General features: G+C 65.4%; 16 protein-coding genes and 1 pseudogene. 9 read left to right on the forward strand and 8 right to left on the reverse strand.

Annotated elements, in window-relative coordinates:
- A pseudogene (locus tag AUJ55_12930) lies at window positions 1–298 on the reverse strand (hypothetical protein).
- A 22-nt stretch (window positions 299–320) separates the two neighbouring features.
- Between AUJ55_12930 and AUJ55_12935 the strand changes: the two are divergent.
- The 8 genes from AUJ55_12935 (at window position 321) to AUJ55_12970 (ending at window position 9,714) form a co-directional block, all read left to right on the forward strand.
- Entirely contained in the window at window positions 321–1,169 is an 849-nt protein-coding gene (locus tag AUJ55_12935) for an addiction module toxin RelE (GenBank protein ID OIO53868.1), read from the forward strand.
- Window positions 1,170–1,440: 271 nt separating this feature from the next.
- A complete protein-coding gene (locus AUJ55_12940) occupies window positions 1,441–1,671 on the forward strand; it encodes a hypothetical protein (GenBank protein OIO53869.1) in 231 nt (76 codons plus the stop codon).
- A 22-nt stretch (window positions 1,672–1,693) separates the two neighbouring features.
- On the forward strand, window positions 1,694–3,148 hold the full coding sequence (locus AUJ55_12945) for a hypothetical protein (GenBank protein OIO53870.1): 1,455 nt from the start codon (window positions 1,694–1,696) through the stop codon (window positions 3,146–3,148).
- 2 nt (window positions 3,149–3,150) lie between these two features.
- Window positions 3,151–3,780, forward strand: a complete 630-nt coding sequence (locus AUJ55_12950) for a hypothetical protein (protein OIO53871.1) — start codon at window positions 3,151–3,153, stop codon at window positions 3,778–3,780.
- Window positions 3,773–7,156 carry an ATP-dependent exonuclease SbcCD, C subunit-like protein gene (locus tag AUJ55_12955; GenBank protein OIO53872.1) on the forward strand — a complete coding sequence of 1,128 codons (3,384 nt, stop codon included), beginning with the start codon at window positions 3,773–3,775 and terminating at the stop codon, window positions 7,154–7,156. The genes AUJ55_12950 and AUJ55_12955 overlap by 8 nt, the downstream gene beginning before the upstream one ends.
- Window positions 7,153–8,319 carry a hypothetical protein gene (locus AUJ55_12960; protein ID OIO53873.1) on the forward strand — a complete coding sequence of 389 codons (1,167 nt, stop codon included), beginning with the start codon at window positions 7,153–7,155 and terminating at the stop codon, window positions 8,317–8,319. Before AUJ55_12955 ends, AUJ55_12960 begins: the two co-directional genes overlap by 4 nt.
- Before the next feature lie 139 nt (window positions 8,320–8,458).
- The gene (locus AUJ55_12965; protein OIO53874.1) at window positions 8,459–9,361 is read left to right on the forward strand and encodes a hypothetical protein; all 903 of its coding nucleotides are present in this window, start codon (window positions 8,459–8,461) and stop codon (window positions 9,359–9,361) included.
- A 14-nt stretch (window positions 9,362–9,375) separates the two neighbouring features.
- Window positions 9,376–9,714 (forward strand): hypothetical protein, encoded by a 339-nt coding sequence (locus tag AUJ55_12970; protein OIO53875.1) that lies wholly within the window; start codon window positions 9,376–9,378, stop codon window positions 9,712–9,714.
- 799 nt (window positions 9,715–10,513) lie between these two features.
- Here the strand turns inward: AUJ55_12970 and AUJ55_12975 are convergent.
- From AUJ55_12975 to AUJ55_12985, 3 genes are read right to left on the reverse strand one after another with little or no spacing between them, the layout of a single operon-like run.
- Window positions 10,514–12,889 (reverse strand): sucrose synthase, encoded by a 2,376-nt coding sequence (locus AUJ55_12975; protein ID OIO53876.1) that lies wholly within the window; start codon window positions 12,887–12,889, stop codon window positions 10,514–10,516.
- A complete protein-coding gene (locus AUJ55_12980; protein OIO53877.1) occupies window positions 12,886–15,048 on the reverse strand; it encodes an HAD family hydrolase in 2,163 nt (720 codons plus the stop codon). Before AUJ55_12980 ends, AUJ55_12975 begins: the two co-directional genes overlap by 4 nt.
- Window positions 15,045–15,932 carry a hypothetical protein gene (locus tag AUJ55_12985; GenBank protein OIO53878.1) on the reverse strand — a complete coding sequence of 296 codons (888 nt, stop codon included), beginning with the start codon at window positions 15,930–15,932 and terminating at the stop codon, window positions 15,045–15,047. The genes AUJ55_12980 and AUJ55_12985 overlap by 4 nt, the downstream gene beginning before the upstream one ends.
- Before the next feature lie 149 nt (window positions 15,933–16,081).
- Here AUJ55_12985 and AUJ55_12990 point away from each other — a divergent pair, with 149 nt between their 5' ends.
- Window positions 16,082–17,650 carry a hypothetical protein gene (locus AUJ55_12990; GenBank protein ID OIO53879.1) on the forward strand — a complete coding sequence of 523 codons (1,569 nt, stop codon included), beginning with the start codon at window positions 16,082–16,084 and terminating at the stop codon, window positions 17,648–17,650.
- Between the two features lie 57 nt (window positions 17,651–17,707).
- Here the strand turns inward: AUJ55_12990 and AUJ55_12995 are convergent, their stop codons facing one another.
- The 4 genes from AUJ55_12995 to AUJ55_13010 all read right to left on the reverse strand — a co-directional run bounded on the left by AUJ55_12995 (window position 17,708) and on the right by AUJ55_13010 (window position 19,305).
- Window positions 17,708–18,112: a hypothetical protein gene (locus tag AUJ55_12995; GenBank protein OIO53880.1), complete on the reverse strand. Its 405-nt coding sequence runs from the start codon at window positions 18,110–18,112 to the stop codon at window positions 17,708–17,710.
- An 85-nt stretch (window positions 18,113–18,197) separates the two neighbouring features.
- Window positions 18,198–18,599 (reverse strand): hypothetical protein, encoded by a 402-nt coding sequence (locus AUJ55_13000; protein ID OIO53881.1) that lies wholly within the window; start codon window positions 18,597–18,599, stop codon window positions 18,198–18,200.
- Window positions 18,592–18,996, reverse strand: a complete 405-nt coding sequence (locus AUJ55_13005) for a hypothetical protein (protein ID OIO53882.1) — start codon at window positions 18,994–18,996, stop codon at window positions 18,592–18,594. Before AUJ55_13005 ends, AUJ55_13000 begins: the two co-directional genes overlap by 8 nt.
- Before the next feature lie 57 nt (window positions 18,997–19,053).
- Entirely contained in the window at window positions 19,054–19,305 is a 252-nt protein-coding gene (locus tag AUJ55_13010; GenBank protein OIO53883.1) for a hypothetical protein, read from the reverse strand.
- Between the last annotated feature and the right edge of the window lie 298 nt (window positions 19,306–19,603).

Consider the following 19,603-nt stretch of genomic DNA (forward strand, 5'->3'; position numbering starts at 1 on the left):
CCTGCATGTCGAGACTACCCTCGATGACCCCCTTCACGTTGCGCATGAAGTAGTAAGAACCGGCCACCGTGGCGGTATTCATGTTGATACCGTCATAGGTGGTCACCCCCTTGAAGTCGCCCGCATTGTCGTAGTTGTACAGCGCCGAGAAGGTCCACTCCTCATTGGCCACCCAGTCGACTCCGGCAAATCCGCCGTACCAGACCCGGTTTTTGCCGTCGGCCAGGTAGTTGTCCCACTTGTTCCACAGCCCCTGGAAGAACCAGCAAAAAAACGGGGTCAGGTCTTGACATGCCACTTTTTACACGCAGTCTTCCCCCATGGCCCGTCCACTAAGACTCGAATATTCCGGTGCGCTCTACCACGTTACCAGTCGCGGCAACGCGCGGCAGGCAATCGTCCATGATGACGACGACCGGGCGCTCTTCCTTGAAATCCTCGGCTCGGTGATGGATCGGTTTGGCTGGTTGTGCCACGCCTACTGCTTGATGGACAACCACTACCACCTACTGATCGAGACCCCCAAGCCCAACCTCTCCCAGGGCATGCGCCAGCTCAACGGGGTGTTCACCCAAAAGATCAATCGCGGTCGGGGCAGGGCGGGGCATTTGTTTCAGGGGCGGTTCAAGGCGATTTTGGTGGAGCGGGAAAGCTATCTGTTGGCGCTGGCCCGTTACGTGGTGCTCAATCCGGTCCGGGCGCGGATGGTCAAGAAGGCGGGGGATTACCGGTGGAGCAGCTACCGGGCGACCGTGGGGATGACTCCGAAGCCGTCCTGGCTGACGACCTCGTCGCTTTTGGCCCAGTTCGGATCTTCCGTCCCGGCGGCGCGCGAGTCGTATGCTGGGTTCGTCGAAAGCGGTCGTGCGGATGTCTCGCCCTGGCCGGAACTCAAAGGGCAGGTTTTGCTGGGATCGGAGACCTTTCTGGCGGAGATGCGGGCACGCATGGGGGGTGTGGATCATCCTGAGATCCCGTTGATCCAGCGTCGCTCACACCGTCCCAGCCTAGATGTGTTGTTTCCCGCATCGGAGTCGATGTCTAAGGTGCAACGGGACGAAGCCATCCGTGCCGCGTTCGAAACACACGGCTACAGCATGACCGCCATCGCCCGGCAAACGGGGCTGCACTACTCGACGGTGAGCAAAATCGTCAAAGGGGTGCGGTAAGGGGGGCTGGCATATCAAGACCCTGCTCTGCCCTGCTGACCCCGCTCTCCCCCATTGGTGGATGCGCTACGCTGATTCACCCTACGAAACCACCCTCCCAGACCGCCCTCCCAGACCGCCCCCCCCCCGAGACCGCCATGCCAACCCGTCCCCCGCCGCGTCGCATCCCCGACCGACGCTGCGACCCTGGCCCCCGACAAAGCGACCATCGCCCGTTGGGTCGGCCCCGAGGCGGCGAGGGGGTGGCAGAGCTGGCGCTCTTCTACTGCGAATGCTGCGTCGCATTTTTGCCCGGTGCGGTATGGAGGATGAGGACTACTTCGAGGGTTTTGGCGAAGCCTTCGCGCTGGCGGCCCGCAACCTCGCCCCCCTGCCCCCCGAACGCCGCAAGGATGGGCACGAACGGCTTTTGCACATCCGCCGCGCCAGCAACGCTTGGGGCTGGGGCGTTCGGGATGACATCGACGCCGTCCTGATCGAGTATCTCCCCGAGGCCGAATAACCCTTCCCTCTCGGAGCCCCCGTTGCCCCTCGACTTCGCCACCCTCGACCTGCTGCGTCAGAACCATCCGGCCCTGCGTTTGCTGCGCTCGGACCACCTGCCGCTGGTCGCCTCCTTCCTCGACCGGGCCTTCATCGCCCCCAACCGCCGCTCGATTCCCCAGGCCGATTTGGTCGAAGCGCTGGAGGATGAGCTTTTCGCGTTGCGCGAACGCTTGGGGAGGGAGGCGTTTCCCAAGGGGGCACAGGAGTACCTCGACGATTGGGCCGATCCCAGCAAGGGATGGCTGCGCAAATACTACCCCCCCGACGACGACCAACCCCACTTCGACCCCACCCCCGCCGCCGAGAAGGGGATCGCCTGGCTGGGCACCCTGGCCGAACGGGCCTTCGTCGGCACCGAGTCGCGCCTGCTCACCCTTTTCGAGCTGCTCAAGCAGATTCAGACCGGCAGCCAGAGCGATCCCGAGGCGCGGCTGACCGAGCTGCGTCGCCGCCGCGAGGAGCTCGATGCCGAGATCGAACGGGCCAAGCGGGGGGAAATCGCCCTGCTCGACGACACCGCCCTCAAGGAGCGCTTCCAACAGTTCGTCCAGACCGCACGGGAGCTGCTCTCCGACTTTCGCGAGGTCGAGCACAACTTCCGGGGACTCGACCGCACGGTGCGCGAACGCATCGCCCTGTGGGAGGGGCGCAAGGGGGAACTGCTGGAGCAGATCATGGGGGAGCGCGACGCCATCGGCGATTCCGACCAGGGGCGCTCGTTCCGCGCCTTTTGGGACTTTTTGATGTCGCGGCGCCGCCAAGAGGAGCTCACCGCGCTGCTCGACCGGGTGCTGCGGCTACCCCCCATCGCCGGACTCGATCCCGATCCCCGCCTGCGCCGGGTCCACTACGACTGGCTGGAGGCGGGGGAGCACACCCAGCGCACCGTGGCGCGGCTTTCCCAACAACTGCGCCGTTTTCTCGACGACCGGGCCTGGCTCGAAAACCGCCGCATCATGGATCTGCTGCGCGGCATCGAAACCCACGCCCTGGCGCTGCGCGAATCGCCCCCCTCCGGCGACATCGTCGAACTGGCGGGGATTTCCGCCGCCATCGAGCTGCCCTTCGAACGGCCGCTGTACACCCCCTCGGCGGGGATCGCCCTGGCCGATCTGGCTCTGGAGGCGGGGGAGGAGGCGGTCGATACCGGGGTGCTGTTCGAGCAAATCGCCATCGACAAAGAGGCGCTGCGCCGCAACATCCGCGCCGCCCTGCGCGGCGCCGAACGGATCACCCTGGCGCAACTGTGCGACCGGTACCCCCTGAGCCACGGCCTGGCCGAACTGGTCGCCTACCTGCAACTGGCCGCCCCCCCCTTCACCGTCGCGGTGGACGAAACCCGCCGCGACATGATCGTCTGGCAGATCGAGACCGAGGACGGCGGTCTCGTCGAGCGTCGGGCCGAACTGCCCCGCATCATCTTTTTGAGGTAACCATGGAACCCGGCGACGCAACCCAACCCGACCTTTCGGCGGTGGTCGTCCCCCTGCTCAAGGGGGCGGTCGAGGCCCAAACCGACCCCAAGTTGTGGCAGGGACTGCTCAAACTTCAGGGGCGGGTGCGCGACTACGTGGCGGTGCTGGGGCTGGAACTGATCCTCGACGAGGCCGAGGGGCACGCCTTTTTGCGCTCGCGCCCCGAGGAGGAGGGGGGGGAGACCCCCATCCCCCGCTTGATTGCCCGCCGTCCCCTCTCCTACCCGGTCAGCCTGCTGCTGGCGCTGCTGCGCAAGCGCTTGGCCGAATCGGACGCCGGAGGGGGGGAGGGAAGACTGGTGCTGACCCGAGAGCAGATCGTCGAGCTGCTGCGGGTCTACCTGCCCGAAACCAGCAACGAGGCCAAGCAGGTCGACCGCATCGACGCCCACATCGCCAAGGTGGTGGAGCTGGGCTTTTTGCGCCGTCTCAAAGGGGCGGGCGAAGGGGAGCGGGCCGCCTTCGAGGTGCGGCGGATTCTCAAGCCCTTCGTCGACGCCCAGTGGCTGGGGCAGTTCGATGCCCGACTGGCCGAATACCGGCAGCGTGCCGAGGGGGCGACGCGGCAGGGGGAGGATGGCGATGACTAAGGGCACCATCGGCGGCGGATTGGAATTCATGGCCGACGACACCCTGACCGGCTTTCGGCTCCACCGGCTGGAGGTCTACAACTGGGGGACCTTCCACGGCAAGGTCTGGAGCCTGAATCTCGGCGGTCGCAACACCTTGCTGACCGGCGACATCGGCTCGGGCAAATCGACCCTGGTCGACGCGGTCACCACCCTGTTGGTCCCGGCCCACCGGGTCGCCTACAACAAGGCGGCGGGGGCCGAAAGCAAGGAGCGCTCCCTACGCTCCTACGTGCTGGGCCACTACAAGTCGGAGCGGGGCGGATTGGAAGGGAGCGCCAAGCCGGTGGCGCTGCGCCACCCCGGCGACTACTCGGCGATCCTGGGGGTCTTCCGCAATCAGGGGTACGACCAGACCGTCACCCTGGCCCAGCTCTTCTGGATGAAGGAGCCCCACGGCCAACCGGCCCGGCTGTTCGTCGTCCTCGACCGGGAGGGCTCCATCGCGGGGGATTTCTCCGGTCTGGGGGCCGACCTTAAAGAGCTGCGCAAGCGACTGCGCGACGAGGGGGCCGAGGTGAGCGACTCCTTCCCCCCCTACGGCGCTGCTTTTCGCCGCCGCTTCGGCATCAAGGACGATCAGGCGCTGGAGCTCTTCCACCAGACGGTGTCGATGAAGTCGGTGGGCAACCTGACCGAGTTCGTCCGCGCCCACATGTTGGAGCCCTTCGACGTCCAACCCCGCATCGAGTCGCTCATCGCCCACTTCGACGACCTGACCCGGGCCCACGAGGCGGTGTTGACCGCCAAGCGGCAGGTGGCGCTGCTCGCCCCCCTGGTGGCCGACTGCGACCGCCACGCGCAGGAGCGGGAGGCGGTCGAGTCGCTGCGGGGGGCGCGGGAGGCGCTGCGCCCCTACTTCGCCGCCCAAAAGCGGGATCTGCTCGACAAGCGGCTGGAAAACCTCGAAGGGGAGCAAGGCCGCCTGGCGGCGCGGGTCGCCCGGCTGGCCGATGAGCGCGACACCCTGCGCGGTCGGGAAGGGCAATTGCGGCTCGACATCGCCGCCAGCGGCGGCGACCGACTGGCAAGCCTCGACGCCGACATCGCCCGGCTGCGCGACGAACGGGAGCGCCGCCGGATCAAGGCCGAGCAATACGGCCGCCTGCTCCAGGGGGTGGGGGAGCCTCCCGCCGCCGACGAGGGGGGATTCCTCGACCAACGGCAGCGGTTCGACCACCTGGCCGAGACGCTGCGCGACCGGGAGGCGGCGCTGCAAAACGGGCGGATCGAACACGAGACGACCCTGCGCCGAGGCAAGCAAGAGCACGACGAACTCGAAGCCGAGATCGCCAGCCTCAAGGCGCGGCGCAGCAACATCCCCGCCGCCGCCATGGCGCTGCGGGGGCGGCTGTGCCAGGCGTTGGATTTGAGCGAGGAGGCGATTCCCTTCGCGGGCGAGTTGATCCGGGTCCGCCCCGACCAGCGCGACTGGGAGGGGGCTGCCGAGCGGCTGCTGCACAACTTCGGCCTGTCGCTGCTGGTCCCCGACGACCACTACCGGGCGGTGGCCGACTGGGTCGACCGCACCGACCTGCGCGGGCGGCTGGTCTACTACCGGGTTCGGACCGGATCGGGGGAGGCGGTCGTCCCTGGGGAGGCCGCCCTGGCCGCCAAGCTGGAGGTCCAACCCTCCCCTTTGGCCGAATGGCTGGAGCGGGAGCTGGCCCGCCGCTTCGACCACGTTTGCTGCCCCGATCACGAGAGCTTCCGCCGCCAATCCAAGGCGGTGACCTTGAGCGGCCAGATCAAATCGCCGGGCGAAAAACACGAAAAAGACGACCGCCACCGCCTCGACGACCGCGCCCGCTACGTGCTGGGGTGGAGCAACGCCGAGAAGATCGCCGCCCTGGAGGGGCAACGGCTTGCCATGGAGGGACGTCTGGCCGAGGTCGCCGGGCGGATCGCCGCCCTGATGCGGGAACAACAGGGGCTCCAAAAGAGCCTCGACGCCCTGGCCCGCCTGGGGGAATACCGCGATTTCCGCGAGCTGGACTGGGCGACTCCGGCGGCCGAAGAGGCGCGACGGGCCGAGGAGCGGGCGGCGCTGGCCGCCGCCTCCGACCTGCTACAACAACTGACCGCGCAACTGGAACAAACCCACACCGAGCTGCGGCAGGTCGAGGCAACCCTAGAGCAGGGGCAGCGGGAGCTGGCCAAAACCGAGCAAAAGATCGACGACGCCGCCGCCCAACGCGGCCAGCTCCAAGCGCTGCTGGAGGCCCCCGAAACGACGGTTCATCTGCCCCTCTTCGAGCGGATCGACGCATTGCGGGCCGAGGGGTTGGGGGAACACACCCTGACGGTGGAGTCGTGCGACAACCGCGAAAGCGACCTGCGCATCTGGATCCAGGCAGAGATCGACAAGATCGACAGCCGCATCAAGCGCCTGCTCGAAAAAATCGTCGCTGCCATGAAGTCCTACTGCACCGCGTTTCCCCTCGAGACCCAAGAGGTCGACGCTGCGGTCGAGGCGGCGGACGAATACCGGACGATGCTGGAGCGGCTGCAAGCCGACGACCTGCCCCGCTTCGAAGCCCGCTTCAAGGCGCTGCTCAACGAAAACACCATCAACGAGATCGCCCATTTCAGCTCGCAATTGTACAAGGAGCGCGAGCAGATCAAGGAGCGGATCGAGACCATCAACCGCTCCCTGACCCAGATCGACTACAACCCGGGCCGCTACATCCTGCTGGAGGCGCAGTCGGCCCAAGAGGGCGACATCCGCGACTTTCAAGCCGACCTGCGCGCCTGCACCGAGGATGCCCTGACCGGCTCGGACCAAGCCCAGTATTCCGAAATGAAGTTCTTGCAGGTGCGGGCCATCGTCGAGCGGCTGCGGGGCCGGGAGGGGAGCGGCGAGCTCGACAAACGCTGGCGCGACAAGGTGACCGATGTGCGCAACTGGTTCCTCTTCTCGGCCAGCGAGCGCTGGCGTGAGGACGACGCCGAGTTCGAGCACTACACCGATTCGGGGGGCAAGTCGGGGGGGCAGAAAGAAAAACTGGCCTACACCATTTTGGCGGCGAGCCTGGCCTACCAATTCGGGCTGGAGTGGAACCGGGTGCGCTCGCGCTCCTTCCGTTTCGTGGTCATCGACGAGGCCTTCGGGCGCGGATCCGACGAGTCGGCCCGTTACGGGCTGAACCTGTTCGCACAACTCCACCTGCAACTGCTCATCGTTACCCCATTGCAGAAGATCCACATCATCGAGCCCTTCGTGCACGGGGTCGGCTTCGTGGTCAACGCGGCGGGCAACGATTCCAAGCTGCGCAACCTGAGCATCGAGGACTACCGGGCCGAGAAGGGGGCGCGGGCGCAAGGGGGGCCGGCGTGAGCGACTGGAGCACCCCCGCCGCGTTGAAGGGGCAGGTGCAACGGCTGTGGGATCGCGGCCTGCTCCCCGCCGCCCTGGTCGGGGGGGAGGCGCTGCTCCCCAAGCGGCTGACGCTGAAGGGGCCAACCTCCGCCGAGCTGGCCGAGCGCTTCGCCGAGGTGCGCGACTGGGTCGCCGCCCTGCGCGCCCTGCCCCATGTGCGCCTAGAGATGCGGGAGCTACGCCACCGCCAACTCGGCGCCAACCTGGTCCCCGCCGAAGTCTGGATCGACAACCTCGATGCGGCGCTGGCCTGGATCGGCAAAAAGGGGGACGGTCAGCGGTTGATCGCCCTGGCCGAAACCACCCGCGCCCGGCTTCCCGAGCTGACCCCCTGGGTGATCGCCCACCCTCTACGGGCTCTGGATCTGGCCGCCGATTGGGAACGGCTGCTCGACTTCTGCCTGTGGCTGCGCGCCCACCCCCGCCCCGGCATCCATCTGCGCCAGGTCGACCTGCCCGGCATCCACACCAAGTTCGTCGAGGGGCATCGGGGGGTGCTGGCCGAGTGGCTCGACCGCCTCCTCCCCCCCGAGGCGATCGCACCCGAGGCGACGGGGGCGCGGGGGTTCGAACGGCGCTACGGCTTTGCCGAAAAACCGGAGCGGGTGCGGCTGCGGGTGCTCGATCCCGCCCTGGAACTGCTCCCCGGCACGGCGGGGGAACAGATCGAACTGGAGGCGGCCACCTTCGCCCGGTTTGCGCCGGGGGCGACGCGGGTGCTGGTCACCGAGAACGAGATCGACTTTCTAACCCTGCCCCCCCTGCCGGGGGTCGTGGCGATCTTCGGGGCGGGGTATGGTTTCGATGCGTTAGCGGGGGCCGATTGGCTCCACGACTGCCGGGTCGACTACTGGGGCGACCTCGACACCCACGGCTTTGCCATCCTCGACCAACTGCGCGCCCTGCTGCCCCACGTGCGCTCGCTGCTGATGGACGAGGCGACCCTACTGGCCCACCGGGCGCAGTGGGTGACCGAGGAGCGCCCCAACACCCGCGACCTGCCCCGCCTGAGCGACGCGGAGCGGCTGGTCTACGAGGGGCTGCGCGACCAGCGCTGGGGGGAGCGGGTGCGGTTGGAACAGGAGCGGATTGGGTTCGGCTGGGTTCTTCGCCATCTGTAGGGCGCCTCGGGCGAGGATCCATGCACGGGAACCCTTCGGCATTCAGAGTTCAACTTTGCAACATTCCCCGACGCGGGGGCTTTTGGTGGATGCGCTGCGCTTATCCACCCTACGAAACCTCCCCTCCCCCGAGACCGCCATGCAAACCCAAGCCCTGATCGTCGCCGACCACGTCAAAGCGCTCGCCCCCAAGATGGGGCAGCTGACCGACCTATTCTTCGACTACCTCTTCGCCATCGACCCCGAAACAAAGGCGATTTTTCTCGAAGATGCGGTGGCGCGGCGGACCAAGTTCGTCGCCATGTTTTCAACCTTCACGACCCTCAAACACTTCGAAACCATCCGCCCCGCCCTGATCGAGTTGGGCAAGCGCCACCTGGCCTACGGGGTCAAAGACCACTACTACGGCCACGGCAAAAAGGCGATTTTGCTGGCACTGGCTGCAGAGGGGTCGCTGAGCGCCGAGCGGGAGTCGGCGTGGCGGCAGATGCTCGATCAAACCATCAGCGCCATGTTGGAGGGGGCGCGGGAGCGCAAGCGGGGCATGACCGCCGAGGAACTGGCCGCCAGCGAGATGAACCGGGGGGAGCGGCTGGCGCCCGATCCGGGATTGCTGGAGGCGGTCGGGGGGGGCGACGGCATGTACGCCATCCACCTGAAGTTCTACGAAAAACTCTTCGAGGAGCCCTGGCTGGGACGCTTCTTCTGGGGCAAACACGAAACGGTGCTGGCCCGCAAACAGACCGAGTTTATGGTCGGCTGCATGGGAGGCCCCAACCGGTACCAAGGGGAGAGCCCCGCCATCGCCCACCTGGGCATGTTCATCACCGACGAGATGCTCGACGTGCGCGAGACAATCCTACGTCAGACCCTGGCCGAGTCAGGTTTAAACCCCGACATGCAGGAGCGCTGGCTGCGGATCGACAACGCCTTCCGGGCCGCGATTGTGAAAAGTGATGTCTCGGAATGTGTGATGCGAGGGATCGGGCAGCGCCCCATCGTCGCCAAAAAACCGGAGGGCTATCGCCCCCCCAAACCTTGAACGAGGAATAAAGCATGAAACGTCGCATCGCTTCGTCGCTGGCCGTGTTGGGATGGCTGGGGTTGTTCGTGGCAGCCGCCCAGGCTGCGCCGCCCCCGGCTCAGGCCTCGGTCAGCGGCAAATATTCCGGCTTGCAACAGGTGCTCAACTGCCCCCCCGACGCCGGCACCTACGGGCAATTTCGCGACTACGGCTGGTGGCAGGGGGGCCCCTGGTGCGGGCAGAACGGCAAGGCGGGATTTTGGGTCTGGGTGAACCCCAATTGGTACATCTGGAGCACCATTGGCGAGGCGCCCACCGCCGCGCCGGATGGCAACACCGACCAAGGCAAGCAACATTCGAACAAAGATTAAACCGCCGCACGCCACCGCCCCGATATCGGCTGGGCTTGCGGGTTTTCCTTTGGCGGATCGGGAAGGGGCTACCGGGGAATAGCGGGGGCAAGGAGAGGGCGTTGCCCCCTCCATCGCGGCGAGGGCGCCGCTCCTACAACAGCGCCCTCTTCGCCCCCCAAGCAAAAGCGGCCCCGACGGAGCACGCCCCTCCAGCAACCAAACCCCTGCGATGGGGCGCCCTTCCGGGGGGGAAGGATTGCTGGTCTTGCTTTGAGGAACAGCGGGCGGCCGATCTTGCCGTAACCCAGGGGTCGGCCTTTTGGAGGGACGCGCTTCGTCGCGTCCAGGCCACGCCCACGCGTGGCCCCCATGCCTCCCCTGCAAGAGAAGGGCTCGCAGGTGAAGCTTTGCCTGCCCCATCGCGGCGAGGGCGCCGCTCCTACAACAGCGCCCTCTTCGCCCCCAAGCAAAAGCGGCCACGACGGAGCACGCCCCTCCAGAAACCAAACCCCTGCGATGGGGCGCCCTTCCGGGGGGAAGGATTGCTGGTCTTGCTTTGAGGAACAGCGGGCAGCCGATCTTGCCGTAACCCCAGGGGTCGGCCTTTTGGAGGGACGCGCTCCGTCGCGTCCAGGCCACGCCCACGCGTGGCCCCCATGCCCCCCCCCAGCAAGAGAAGGGCTCGAAGGTGAAGCTTTGCCTGCCCCATCGCGGCGAGGGTGCCGCTCCTACAACAGCGCCCTCTTCGCCCCCAAGCAAAAGCGGCCACGACGGAGCACGCCCCTCCAGAAACCACACCATTCAACCGCCACCCCCTTCACCCCTCGCTCAGCCCCCGATACTGCAACCCATAAAACATCTCTAAATACCGTTTCAGCCCCTGTCGCTCGCGCCGCTCCATGAAGCGCCAGAAACCGTAGACCCTGGCCAAAGTGAGTAACCGCTTGGCGTGCAGCGACCAGGTGTAGCGGGCGGCGACCCGGGCCACCGCCCCCTGGGAAAGCCGTTCCCAATGAACAGGATCGTTGCGACAGCGCTCGAAGAACGCGGCCATCGCCTGCGCCCCCCGGTCCATGTGGTTGGGGTCGATGTGAAAGCCGGATACCCCATCTTCGATGATTTCCAGCGGGCCGCCGTAGCAGGTGGCGAAGAGGGGCAGACCCGAGGCCATCGCCTCGATCACCGTCAGCCCGAATGCCTCGAACCAGGCCGGTTGCACAAAGGCGCCGCGCCGGTCGGCGACCAGCCGGTAGAGCTCGCCGGTCAGGCTCTTGTCGAGGGTCATGCCGATCCAGCGCACTTGGCCATCCAGGCCGTAGCGCTCGAAAAGGGCGTGCATCTTGGCGATCTCTTCGCGCTCCTCGGCATCATCGCTTTGGCCGGGGTCGACCCTCCCCGCCACGATCACCAGGTTGACCTCTCCCCTCAGGCGGTCGCTCGCCCCGAACCCCTCCACCAATCCGGCGGTGTTCTTGATGCGGTCGAGCCGGGCCATGGTGAACAGAATCGGCTTGGCCGGATCCTCCAACCGGCCCCGGATTTGGGGGTGATCCCCCCCGAAAATCAGCGCATTGAGCTCCCCATGGAGTCCGGTCAACCGCCGTTCTCGGGCGTCGAAGGGGAAGAACACCTGGGGGTCAGCGCCGGGGGGGACGATGTTGAATTTGGGGTCGAAGATGTCGATCCCCTGCACCACCCGATAGAGGTCGGGCAGGGTGAAGGCGGTGTAGGACTCGTATTGCCCGATGGTCGCCTCGGTCCCGGCGATCTCTTGAAAGGTGCTGGCGACGATGAAGTCGGCGCTGTTCATCCCGATCAAATCGGCGGTGTACTGGGTCGCAAAACGGTAGCGCTGCTGGTTGTCGCGCCAGTAGAGGTCGCTGAGCAGGTACTTGGCCTTCTCAAGGGCGTGGGCGATGCCGCACTGGGTCACCCCGAGACGGCGAGAAAGCAAAGTCGCCACCAGATTGCCGTCGGAGTAGTTGCCCACAATCAGGTCGGGCCGCCCTCCCAGCTCGGCCAGGATCTCCCGCTCGGCATCCACGGCGAACCGCTCAAGAAAAGGCCAGATCTCGAAGCGGGAGACCCACTGCGGCAGCACCGACCCGGCTGCGTCGCGGAAGGGAACCCGCAAAATGCGGGTGCCTTGAGTCCCCGCCACAGGTTCAAGGCGGCGGTCGCAACTCGTCCCCCGCGCCTCGGGGATCAACCGGGTCACCACCAGGATTTGCGGCTCAACCTCAAGCCCCTGCTCGGCCAAATCGCGCCGCATCGCCTCCTCCAGGGCGCGGACCTGATCGAGAATGTAGACCACCTGACCGCCCGTGTCGGGCATCCCCAACACCCCCTCCTGACCGAAGAAACCGTGGGGGGTGATCAGGGTGAGCGAGAAGATCATGGGAATGCGGGCCAGAAAACGCTCCAGCGCCGCCGGTTCGGGCGCTTCGAGCAGGTCGAGCAACAGACCCATCCCCTCGCGGATGCGACCGACCTTGTCGCCCCACCCCGGCTCGAAGCCGAAGCCGCGTAGGGTGGCGGCGACCGCCTCCCACCCCTCGTCGGGGGAGCGGTGGGCCAGCCAGGCCAACGCTTGACGCAACCCTCGGCGCAGCGCCGCCCCGTCGGCGACCGTGGGGGACAGCAGCAGCGGCATCCCCCGAACCTGGTGCTCCTTGAGAAAAGCCAGTAGGCGTTCCCCCCCCGATTCCAAATCGTGAAACAGCATGCTGGCGATCCGCCGCCCGACGAAGGTCCCCCCCTGGCCAATCGAGTGGGATTCCCGCAGTTTGGGATGGCGACCGTCGAAGGGGGCCATGTCGATCTCGACCGGGAAGGGGCGTTCCATCCCCCCCAGTACCAGACGCTCCTTGGCCGCCAGGTAGTCGGCCACCCCGATCTCGTCGAGCGCCAACGTCTCGACGTGCAGCCGTAAAAACAGCCACTGCCCAATGCCGGGCCGCACCGCCCACCGGATAGTCCGCCCCTCCATGGCGATCTCCTGAGTCCGCTCGAACCAGTCGGCCAGGGGGGAGGCGGCCAGATCGGCGCAGTCGTTGCGGCGGCAGTATTCCCCGAAGCGATCGAGCACCTCGGAACGCAAAACGATGGGGTGGTCCAGGGCAAGCAGTCCGTGCATCAGCGGGTAAATCCGCTCCCGGTCGTCGTTCAGGAATGGGGTTAGGGTTGCGATCATGCGCTGGACTCCTCATCCACCTCGGGCCAAGGGATGTCGAAAAAGCGGTAATGGTCGATGGCCTCCAGAATCCCCTCGGCGTAGTGGCCGCGGGCGAAGAGCAGGTGGGGAATGTCGCGCAGCCGCTCCAACTCGGCGCTGTAATTGCCCACCACCACCCCCAGGGTGTTGCCGCGCAGCATCTCCTCGTCGTTGCCCGAGTCGCCCGCCACCAAAATGTGCTCGGGAGGAATCCCCCAGCGACTGGCAAAGTAGCGCACCGCCAATCCCTTCGAGCCCCGCACCGGCAGCAAATCGAGGTAGCGCTCGTGGGAGGCGATGACCCGGGCGTGCAGGTCGAGACGGCGCAGTTGTTGGACGATCCCCCGAATGGTGGGGGCGCGGTCGATGTCGATCAGGTAGCTGATCTTGTGCTTGCGCTGCTCGCTCTTGGCCTGGAGCCGCACGCCGGCAATCTTGGCCATCGCCTCGCGCAGCGCGTCGGGTCTCCAGCGATAGTCGATGTGGCGACTCCAGTTGCAGTCCTCGCTCAAATTGGGGCCGTAGTGGATTTCGCTGCCGACCGAGGTAATCAGCACCTCGGGCATCGGAACCCCCCACTGCTTGAGCACCTTCACCGCGCTGTCGAGGCGGCGACCGGTGGCGATGCCGAAGGCGGTTTGCGGGTGGTCGTTCAGCCGTTTTATCAGCTTTTTTAAGGAATCGGGATCGCCCAGCAAGGTGTTGTCGATGTCGCAGATCAGCACCCGGTCGACGCTGGTCAGGCGGTAGGCGCCGCGCACTAGGGCGCTGTCGGGGCGCAGCCGCTTGGGGCGTAGGGGGGCGATCTTCTTGAGGTAGCGCTCGATGTGGGCCTGCCAGGTGAAGTGTTTCTCGGCCTGGCTCGCCCCGCTTTTCGACCACTTGCGCCAGCGGGCCGGATCGTTCAATCCCGAGACGATTGCCTCCCCCATCCGGTCGGCATCCATTGGATCGACCAGCAGGCCATGTTGGCAGGTCGCCAGGATGTCGCGGGGGCCACCATCCTCGGTGGCGACCACCGGTAGGCCGCTGGCGGCCGCCTCGATCAGGGTCAAGCCAAAGGGTTCGTTGAGGGCGGGATTCACAAACAGGCCGCCGCTCTTGGCAGCCAGCCGGTAAAGCTCGGGGACGTCGGTAATCGCGTGGTGCTTGGGGTAGGCGACGTGACCGTAAAGGTCGTAGCGGTCGATCAGGCTCAGGATCTTGCCCATCACCTCGCGGCCGCCCCGGTCCATCGTCTCGATCTCGTCGCGGTTACCGGCAATCAGTACGAGGTTGGCGCGGTGCCGCAGATCGGGGTGCTCGGCAAAAGCGCGGATCAGGGTTTCGAAGTTCTTCTTAGGGTCGGGGCGGGCCAGCGCCAACACCATGGGCCGCTTGGGATGACGCAAAAAACGGTGGAGCTGGGCGGCGATGGGGGGGGTGCGGAAGTCCCTGGAGGGGGGGTGAAAACGCGCCAAGTTGACCCCGGGGGGGATGACCACCATCCGCTTGGGGTGAAAATTGCCGTAAAGGCCATATTGATCGTCGACCTCCTGCCGGGTGCTGGCGACCACCAGGGCGGCATGGTCGAGGGTGATCTCCTCGGCCTCGATGCGCTGGCCGAGGTTGTACTGCGCCTCGGAGGCTTCGGTGGACATCCCCTGTTCGTGCAGACGGCGCTGCTTGACCCGGCCCAGCGAGTGGCCGGTGTGAATCAGAGGTACCTCCAACAGCCCCGCCAACCGGGCGCCGACCCACCCGGCATCGGCGTAGTGGCTGTGAATCCAATCGGGGGTGCGCCCCACCCGGCGGAAGTGTTGTAAGGCGGCATCGGTGAAGGAGTAAAGATGGGGCCAGAGCGACTCCTTGCGCAGGTAACGTCGGGGACCGCAGGGCAGCCGCACGATGAAGGCGTTGGGGGCGATGGGCTCGATCGGCTCGGCGTAATCGGGATCGACCTTGGGATCGATCACTTGCCGGGTGATGAGGTCGACCCGTGCCACCTCGGGGCTTGCCGCCAAGGCGCGGGCCAACTCCAGCACGTAGCGAATCTGCCCCCCGGTGTCGGCGTCGCGCCCCAACTCCAGATGACTACCCCGCATCAAACCGTGGATGCTCAACAGCGCCACGTAGACCTTGGGCCGCTCCCGACTCATGACTTGTCCTCCTCATACCGCGTAAAATCGGGGGCGGTTGCCCCCGTTTGGGTGCAGATGCGTGCGGCGAACGCCACCGCACGGTGCAGCGTTTCCTCCTGCGACCACCCCGACAAGATCCCCCGGATCCACATCGCCGCCAGGCCGTCCCCCGCCCCCACCGCATCGACAAAGTCGGTGACAGGGGGGGGCGGCACTTGGATCGTCGGCCCCTCGCCGACCGCCAAGGCCCCTTGCGCCCCCAGGGTGACGATCAGGGTCTCCCACCCTTTTTGCCTACGCAGCCGCTCGGCCCGACGAATGAAGGGGGCGGGGTCGAGCCCCTCCAAATTGGCGACGATCTCGAATTCCTCGGCGTTGAGCTTGACCCAGCGGGCGCCGCCCAGGGCCAGGGTGACCAGGTCGGGAGTCCACCAGGGGGGGCGCAGATTGAGGTCGACAAAGCGGGGCAGGTCGGGGGCAAGCAGCGATTGCCAGGCGCGCCGCGATTCGGGGGCGCGCAGCGCCAGACTGCCGTGGTAGAGCAACGCGGGCGGGCTCCGAAGGGGCACGGGGGGGGCGATGAAATCCCAGGCGCTACCGGGGGGGATGTCGAAGTTCGGCTCGCCGTGGGCGATGCTCACCTCGACCGCCCCTGTGGGGTGGTCGGGGTCGTGTTGCAGGGCGGCGCGGTTCATTCCCCAGCGCTGCATCGCCGCCTGAATGTGGGCGCCGGGGGGGTCGAGACCGATCCGGCTGAACAACAGCGGCGCCAGCCCCCACCCCTGCAAATGCCAGGCGACATTGAAGGGGGCGCCGCCCAAGACTTGCCTGCCGTCGGGGAAACGGTCGAACAGAACCTCCCCAAAAATCAGGGGGGGTGCGATGGATGCTTGAGGAGGCATGTTGACCCCTGCGGCGGTCGATTGCCGGTTTTGATGGATGTCACCCCTTGACCATACCCGATTGAAATGATCGGGCAACCCGTTCCCTCGGGGCCGCCTCCTGGGTTATCGTCGGGCGACGCTTCTCCCCTCTTTCGGCAAGGATCCCCATGACCCTCGCGGCACCCCTCATCGTCGGCGCCATCGGTACCCCCTCCGATATCGTTTCTGGGCAGGTTGTCTCCAGCTTGCTAGAGACAACCTCCATCACCCTGACCCACGGTGCCGCCTTCACCGGACGGCCCGGCACCCGTATTCACGCCGACGACAACTGGGTGCTCAAGCTGCGGACCGAACACGATTTCGATCTGGAGACCACCGCCACGAAGTGGGTCGAGCATCGACTGACTCAAGAGCGCACCCTGGGCATCTACCACCCCAGCCGCACCTGGTTTGTCGCCTCGGTCGAAGGGGTGCTGCGCTGCGGCAACATCTCGCGCCGCCTCGACCCGCTGCACAAAGAGGTCGAACGCAGCATCGTTGCGGATCATTCCCGGTTTCTCGACCGGGTCGATCAGTTGTTCGATCTCTACCTGGGGACCGTACAAAGGCACGAAATGCGGCTCGACGAGGGGTTGTCGAACTTTGGCAGCGACGACGAGGGGCGGCTGTTTTATCTGGACGACGATCTGTACGCCTGGGATCAGTACGTGGCGCTTGCGGCCACCCTGGCGGTCTGGTTGCGGCGCTACGAGGCGCTGGACGAAGCGCTCGCCCGCGCCCTTGGGGACAGGCTGCATCGGGCTTTGGAGCAGCATCGCTGCGGCGACATGGCACCCCGCCAGGTTCAGGAGCACCTCAAGGACCAGTTCGTTGCCGACAGCCTTAAACCACGGATGAAGGGGTTGATGGCGGGGGTGGGAGGGTTACACACCCAGTGCGCGGCGGTGGAGAGCTTCGACGCCGAGCGTTTGGGCCGCATCCTCGACGGGGAGGAGGGGGAGGTTCCCGTCGCGCTGTTGGCCGACATTCACTCCAATCTTCCAGCCCTACGCGCCGTCCTCGATTATCTGGAGTTACGCCGCATCGAACACATTCTGATTTTGGGCGATACCGTCGGCTACGGTCCCCATCCCAAGCAGTGCATCGAGGCGCTCGTTCAGGCGGGGGCGGTCTGTCTGTTGGGCAACCACGAAAACGCCTTAGTGCAGGGAGACGACAGCCTCATCACCTCCCGCTCGGCCCGCTGGGCGCTGGAATGGAGCCGCCCCCTACTCGACAGCGATGACCTGGCTTGGCTCGCCTGCCTCCCCCCCCGCCTGACGGGCAACGGCTGGATGGCGGTCCACGGCGCCCCGATGGATCCCACGTTTTTCAACGCCTACGTCTACCAAATGACCTATGAGGACAACCTCGATTGGATGGGACAACACGGGGTAGGGATTTGCTTTCACGGCCACAACCATCTGCAAGGGGTCTACGCCAGGGGACGGGGGATGGACCGTTTGATTCGCGATGCCAAGGTCGACCTTGCCCAATTCGAGCACACTCTGGTCGGTCCCGGCTCGGTTGGCCAACCCAGGGGCAACCAACCGGGTGCCGATTTTGCCCTCTATTACCCCAAGAGCCGCCGGGTCGAGATGCAGCATCTCGATTACGACATGAGCGCCCTGATCGACGAGATGCGCCGGATTGCCTTTCCCGAACAGCTCATCCAACGCTTGACCCAGGGGCAATAGCCAAAAAAAAGGGAGGCGCAAGGCCTCCCTTTGAGGGGTTCTACTGGATGGTGCAATTCAGGGGCAGTGGGGCGCCACGTCGTTCAGAGCGCGACGGGCCGCAGTCCAGCCCATGCCCAGGTTGGTCTTGCGGTTGGTGATGAGCACCAGGAGCGCGCCCGGTTTGTCAGGCACCACCGCCATGAAGTGATAGGTCTTGTCGCTGGTCATCTGGATTTCATGGACGTGGTACGAAGGGGTGACGCCCCTTTGGGCCGCCAGCAGTTTTTCGACCGAGGTGATCGTTTTACCCCGGAACATATCGACCGCCGCGGCGGCCACCGCATCGACGTAGGACTGGGTGAAATGGGGGACGTTGTGGTAGACGCCGAGCATCAAACCGCTGCTCAAATCGACCACGGCGGCGCCCAAGGCGCCATCGACATCCTCCACCAAACCTTGCAACACATCGTTTAGGCTCATCGAACTTCCTCCCCTCAAAACAATGATGTATCGGCAGAAAACCCCACCAAAGTGGGCGTCATCAGAAACCGCTTATAAAGCGCGGTCAAGCGTTATCGCCGTGAAGTCCCGCCAACCTACCCGCGCTGTATTTGCTATGCACCAGGACGGTCCCCACGTTGACCCCCGGTTTGCCGATCGTTGTCAAAATCAGGGTGGGTCCTGCATGAATCACCACGATGGTGCCGGTTTCGCTCTGCGACAACACGTGATCGCACTGCTTGTGCCGGGACGACCCGCCCAGGGCGTCGCCGAGAGAGAGCATCGAGGCGCTCATCGCCGCGATGTTGTCGGCGCTGATCTCGCTTCGGGCCACATGGACCACCGGCAATCCATCCACGGTCGAAACCACCGCTGCATTGGCGGCGCCGATCGTGTCCAGTAGATCGGTCAGTTCATCTACAAATTGTTGTTTAACTGCGTCGCTGACTGCCCGTGCTTCACTCATCGTTCTTAGCCCCCCCCGTGGCCATCGTGACAACCTGAATAATCTCTTGTCCCAACCGTTTCACCTCGCCTCCCAAACCCGGAAAGGTTTTGGCGGTATCGACCACCAAGAAAATCTGTTGCTTGGTCGTGGTCGCCTCCACCTTGCGCGCCACCACCATCCGGGTGGGACGCTCGAACACCAGACTGGCCATCGCCATCTCGCCGAAGTCGGCGTATTTCCCGACCCGTTCGCTCATGGCGATCAGATCGGGGATAAAAGCCGCAGCTCCCTGACCCGCTTGGGCCAAGTCGCCGGAATGTCCCAGAACGAGTCCATCGTCGCTCACCACCAACACCGCCGTGAAATCGTGTCTGCCCCGAATGTCGTCCAGGACTTCATCCAATCGAGAACCCATGCAAGCTCCTATACCGTGGATCTTTTGACCGAAATCAACCCGTCATTCCATCCCAGATCAGAACAGATCGTCGAATTCACCGGAGGGGGCAGCCGCAGCCGTTTCGCTGAGCAGAATGTTTTCAAGCAGGGTTAAAACGAGGTTTTTGGTGTCCTCCCGATTGCGGGCGTCGCAGGGGAGGATGGGGGCCTGGGGCCCCAATTCAAGAAAGTCGGACAGATCGTCGAGGCTGCGCGCATGGGGCAAATCCTGCTTGGTCGCCCCGACGATCACCGGAAGATCCATGTTCTGCTTGAAATAACCGTACATGTTCTTCATGACGGTCTGAAGTGGACCCCAAAAACTGGACAGTAGGTTTTGTTAAGACCGAGGGGGCATGATTGGCGAGAGCGAGGAGCCAAGCGATGCCCGGAAAACACAAACGACACAGTGCGCAGTTCAAGGCGAAGGTGGCGCTGGAGGCCCTGAAGGGTGGGGTGGACCCCACTCCTTGGACAGTTTGGGGGCGAAAATTTGTAAACGGTTAGTGGCGGTGGGTGGTTCCGCCGTGGGTTTGATGGACCTGTTCTGGGGTCTTGCCGCCGAGGGCACTGTGGGGGCGCTCGGT

This window comes from Proteobacteria bacterium CG1_02_64_396 (assembly GCA_001872725.1).
GTDB lineage: Bacteria > Pseudomonadota > MNWR01 > CG1-02-64-396 > CG1-02-64-396 > CG1-02-64-396.

Excerpts from the sequence above, each read along its gene's own strand:
- AUJ55_12935 (OIO53868.1), top strand. The coding sequence starts at position 321 with ATGGCCCGTCCACTAAGACTCGAATATTCCGGTGCGCTCTACCACGTT.
- AUJ55_12940 (OIO53869.1), top strand. The coding sequence starts at position 1,441 with ATGCTGCGTCGCATTTTTGCCCGGTGCGGTATGGAGGATGAGGACTAC.
- AUJ55_12950 (OIO53871.1), top strand. The coding sequence starts at position 3,151 with ATGGAACCCGGCGACGCAACCCAACCCGACCTTTCGGCGGTGGTCGTC.
- AUJ55_12955 (OIO53872.1), top strand. The coding sequence starts at position 3,773 with ATGACTAAGGGCACCATCGGCGGCGGATTGGAATTCATGGCCGACGAC.
- AUJ55_12965 (OIO53874.1), top strand. The coding sequence starts at position 8,459 with ATGCAAACCCAAGCCCTGATCGTCGCCGACCACGTCAAAGCGCTCGCC.
- AUJ55_12970 (OIO53875.1), top strand. The coding sequence starts at position 9,376 with ATGAAACGTCGCATCGCTTCGTCGCTGGCCGTGTTGGGATGGCTGGGG.
- AUJ55_12975 (OIO53876.1), bottom strand. The coding sequence starts at position 12,889 with ATGATCGCAACCCTAACCCCATTCCTGAACGACGACCGGGAGCGGATT.
- AUJ55_12980 (OIO53877.1), bottom strand. The coding sequence starts at position 15,048 with ATGAGTCGGGAGCGGCCCAAGGTCTACGTGGCGCTGTTGAGCATCCAC.
- AUJ55_12985 (OIO53878.1), bottom strand. The coding sequence starts at position 15,932 with ATGCCTCCTCAAGCATCCATCGCACCCCCCCTGATTTTTGGGGAGGTT.
- AUJ55_12990 (OIO53879.1), top strand. The coding sequence starts at position 16,082 with ATGACCCTCGCGGCACCCCTCATCGTCGGCGCCATCGGTACCCCCTCC.
- AUJ55_12995 (OIO53880.1), bottom strand. The coding sequence starts at position 18,112 with ATGAGCCTAAACGATGTGTTGCAAGGTTTGGTGGAGGATGTCGATGGC.
- AUJ55_13000 (OIO53881.1), bottom strand. The coding sequence starts at position 18,599 with ATGAGTGAAGCACGGGCAGTCAGCGACGCAGTTAAACAACAATTTGTA.
- AUJ55_13005 (OIO53882.1), bottom strand. The coding sequence starts at position 18,996 with ATGGGTTCTCGATTGGATGAAGTCCTGGACGACATTCGGGGCAGACAC.
- AUJ55_13010 (OIO53883.1), bottom strand. The coding sequence starts at position 19,305 with ATGTACGGTTATTTCAAGCAGAACATGGATCTTCCGGTGATCGTCGGG.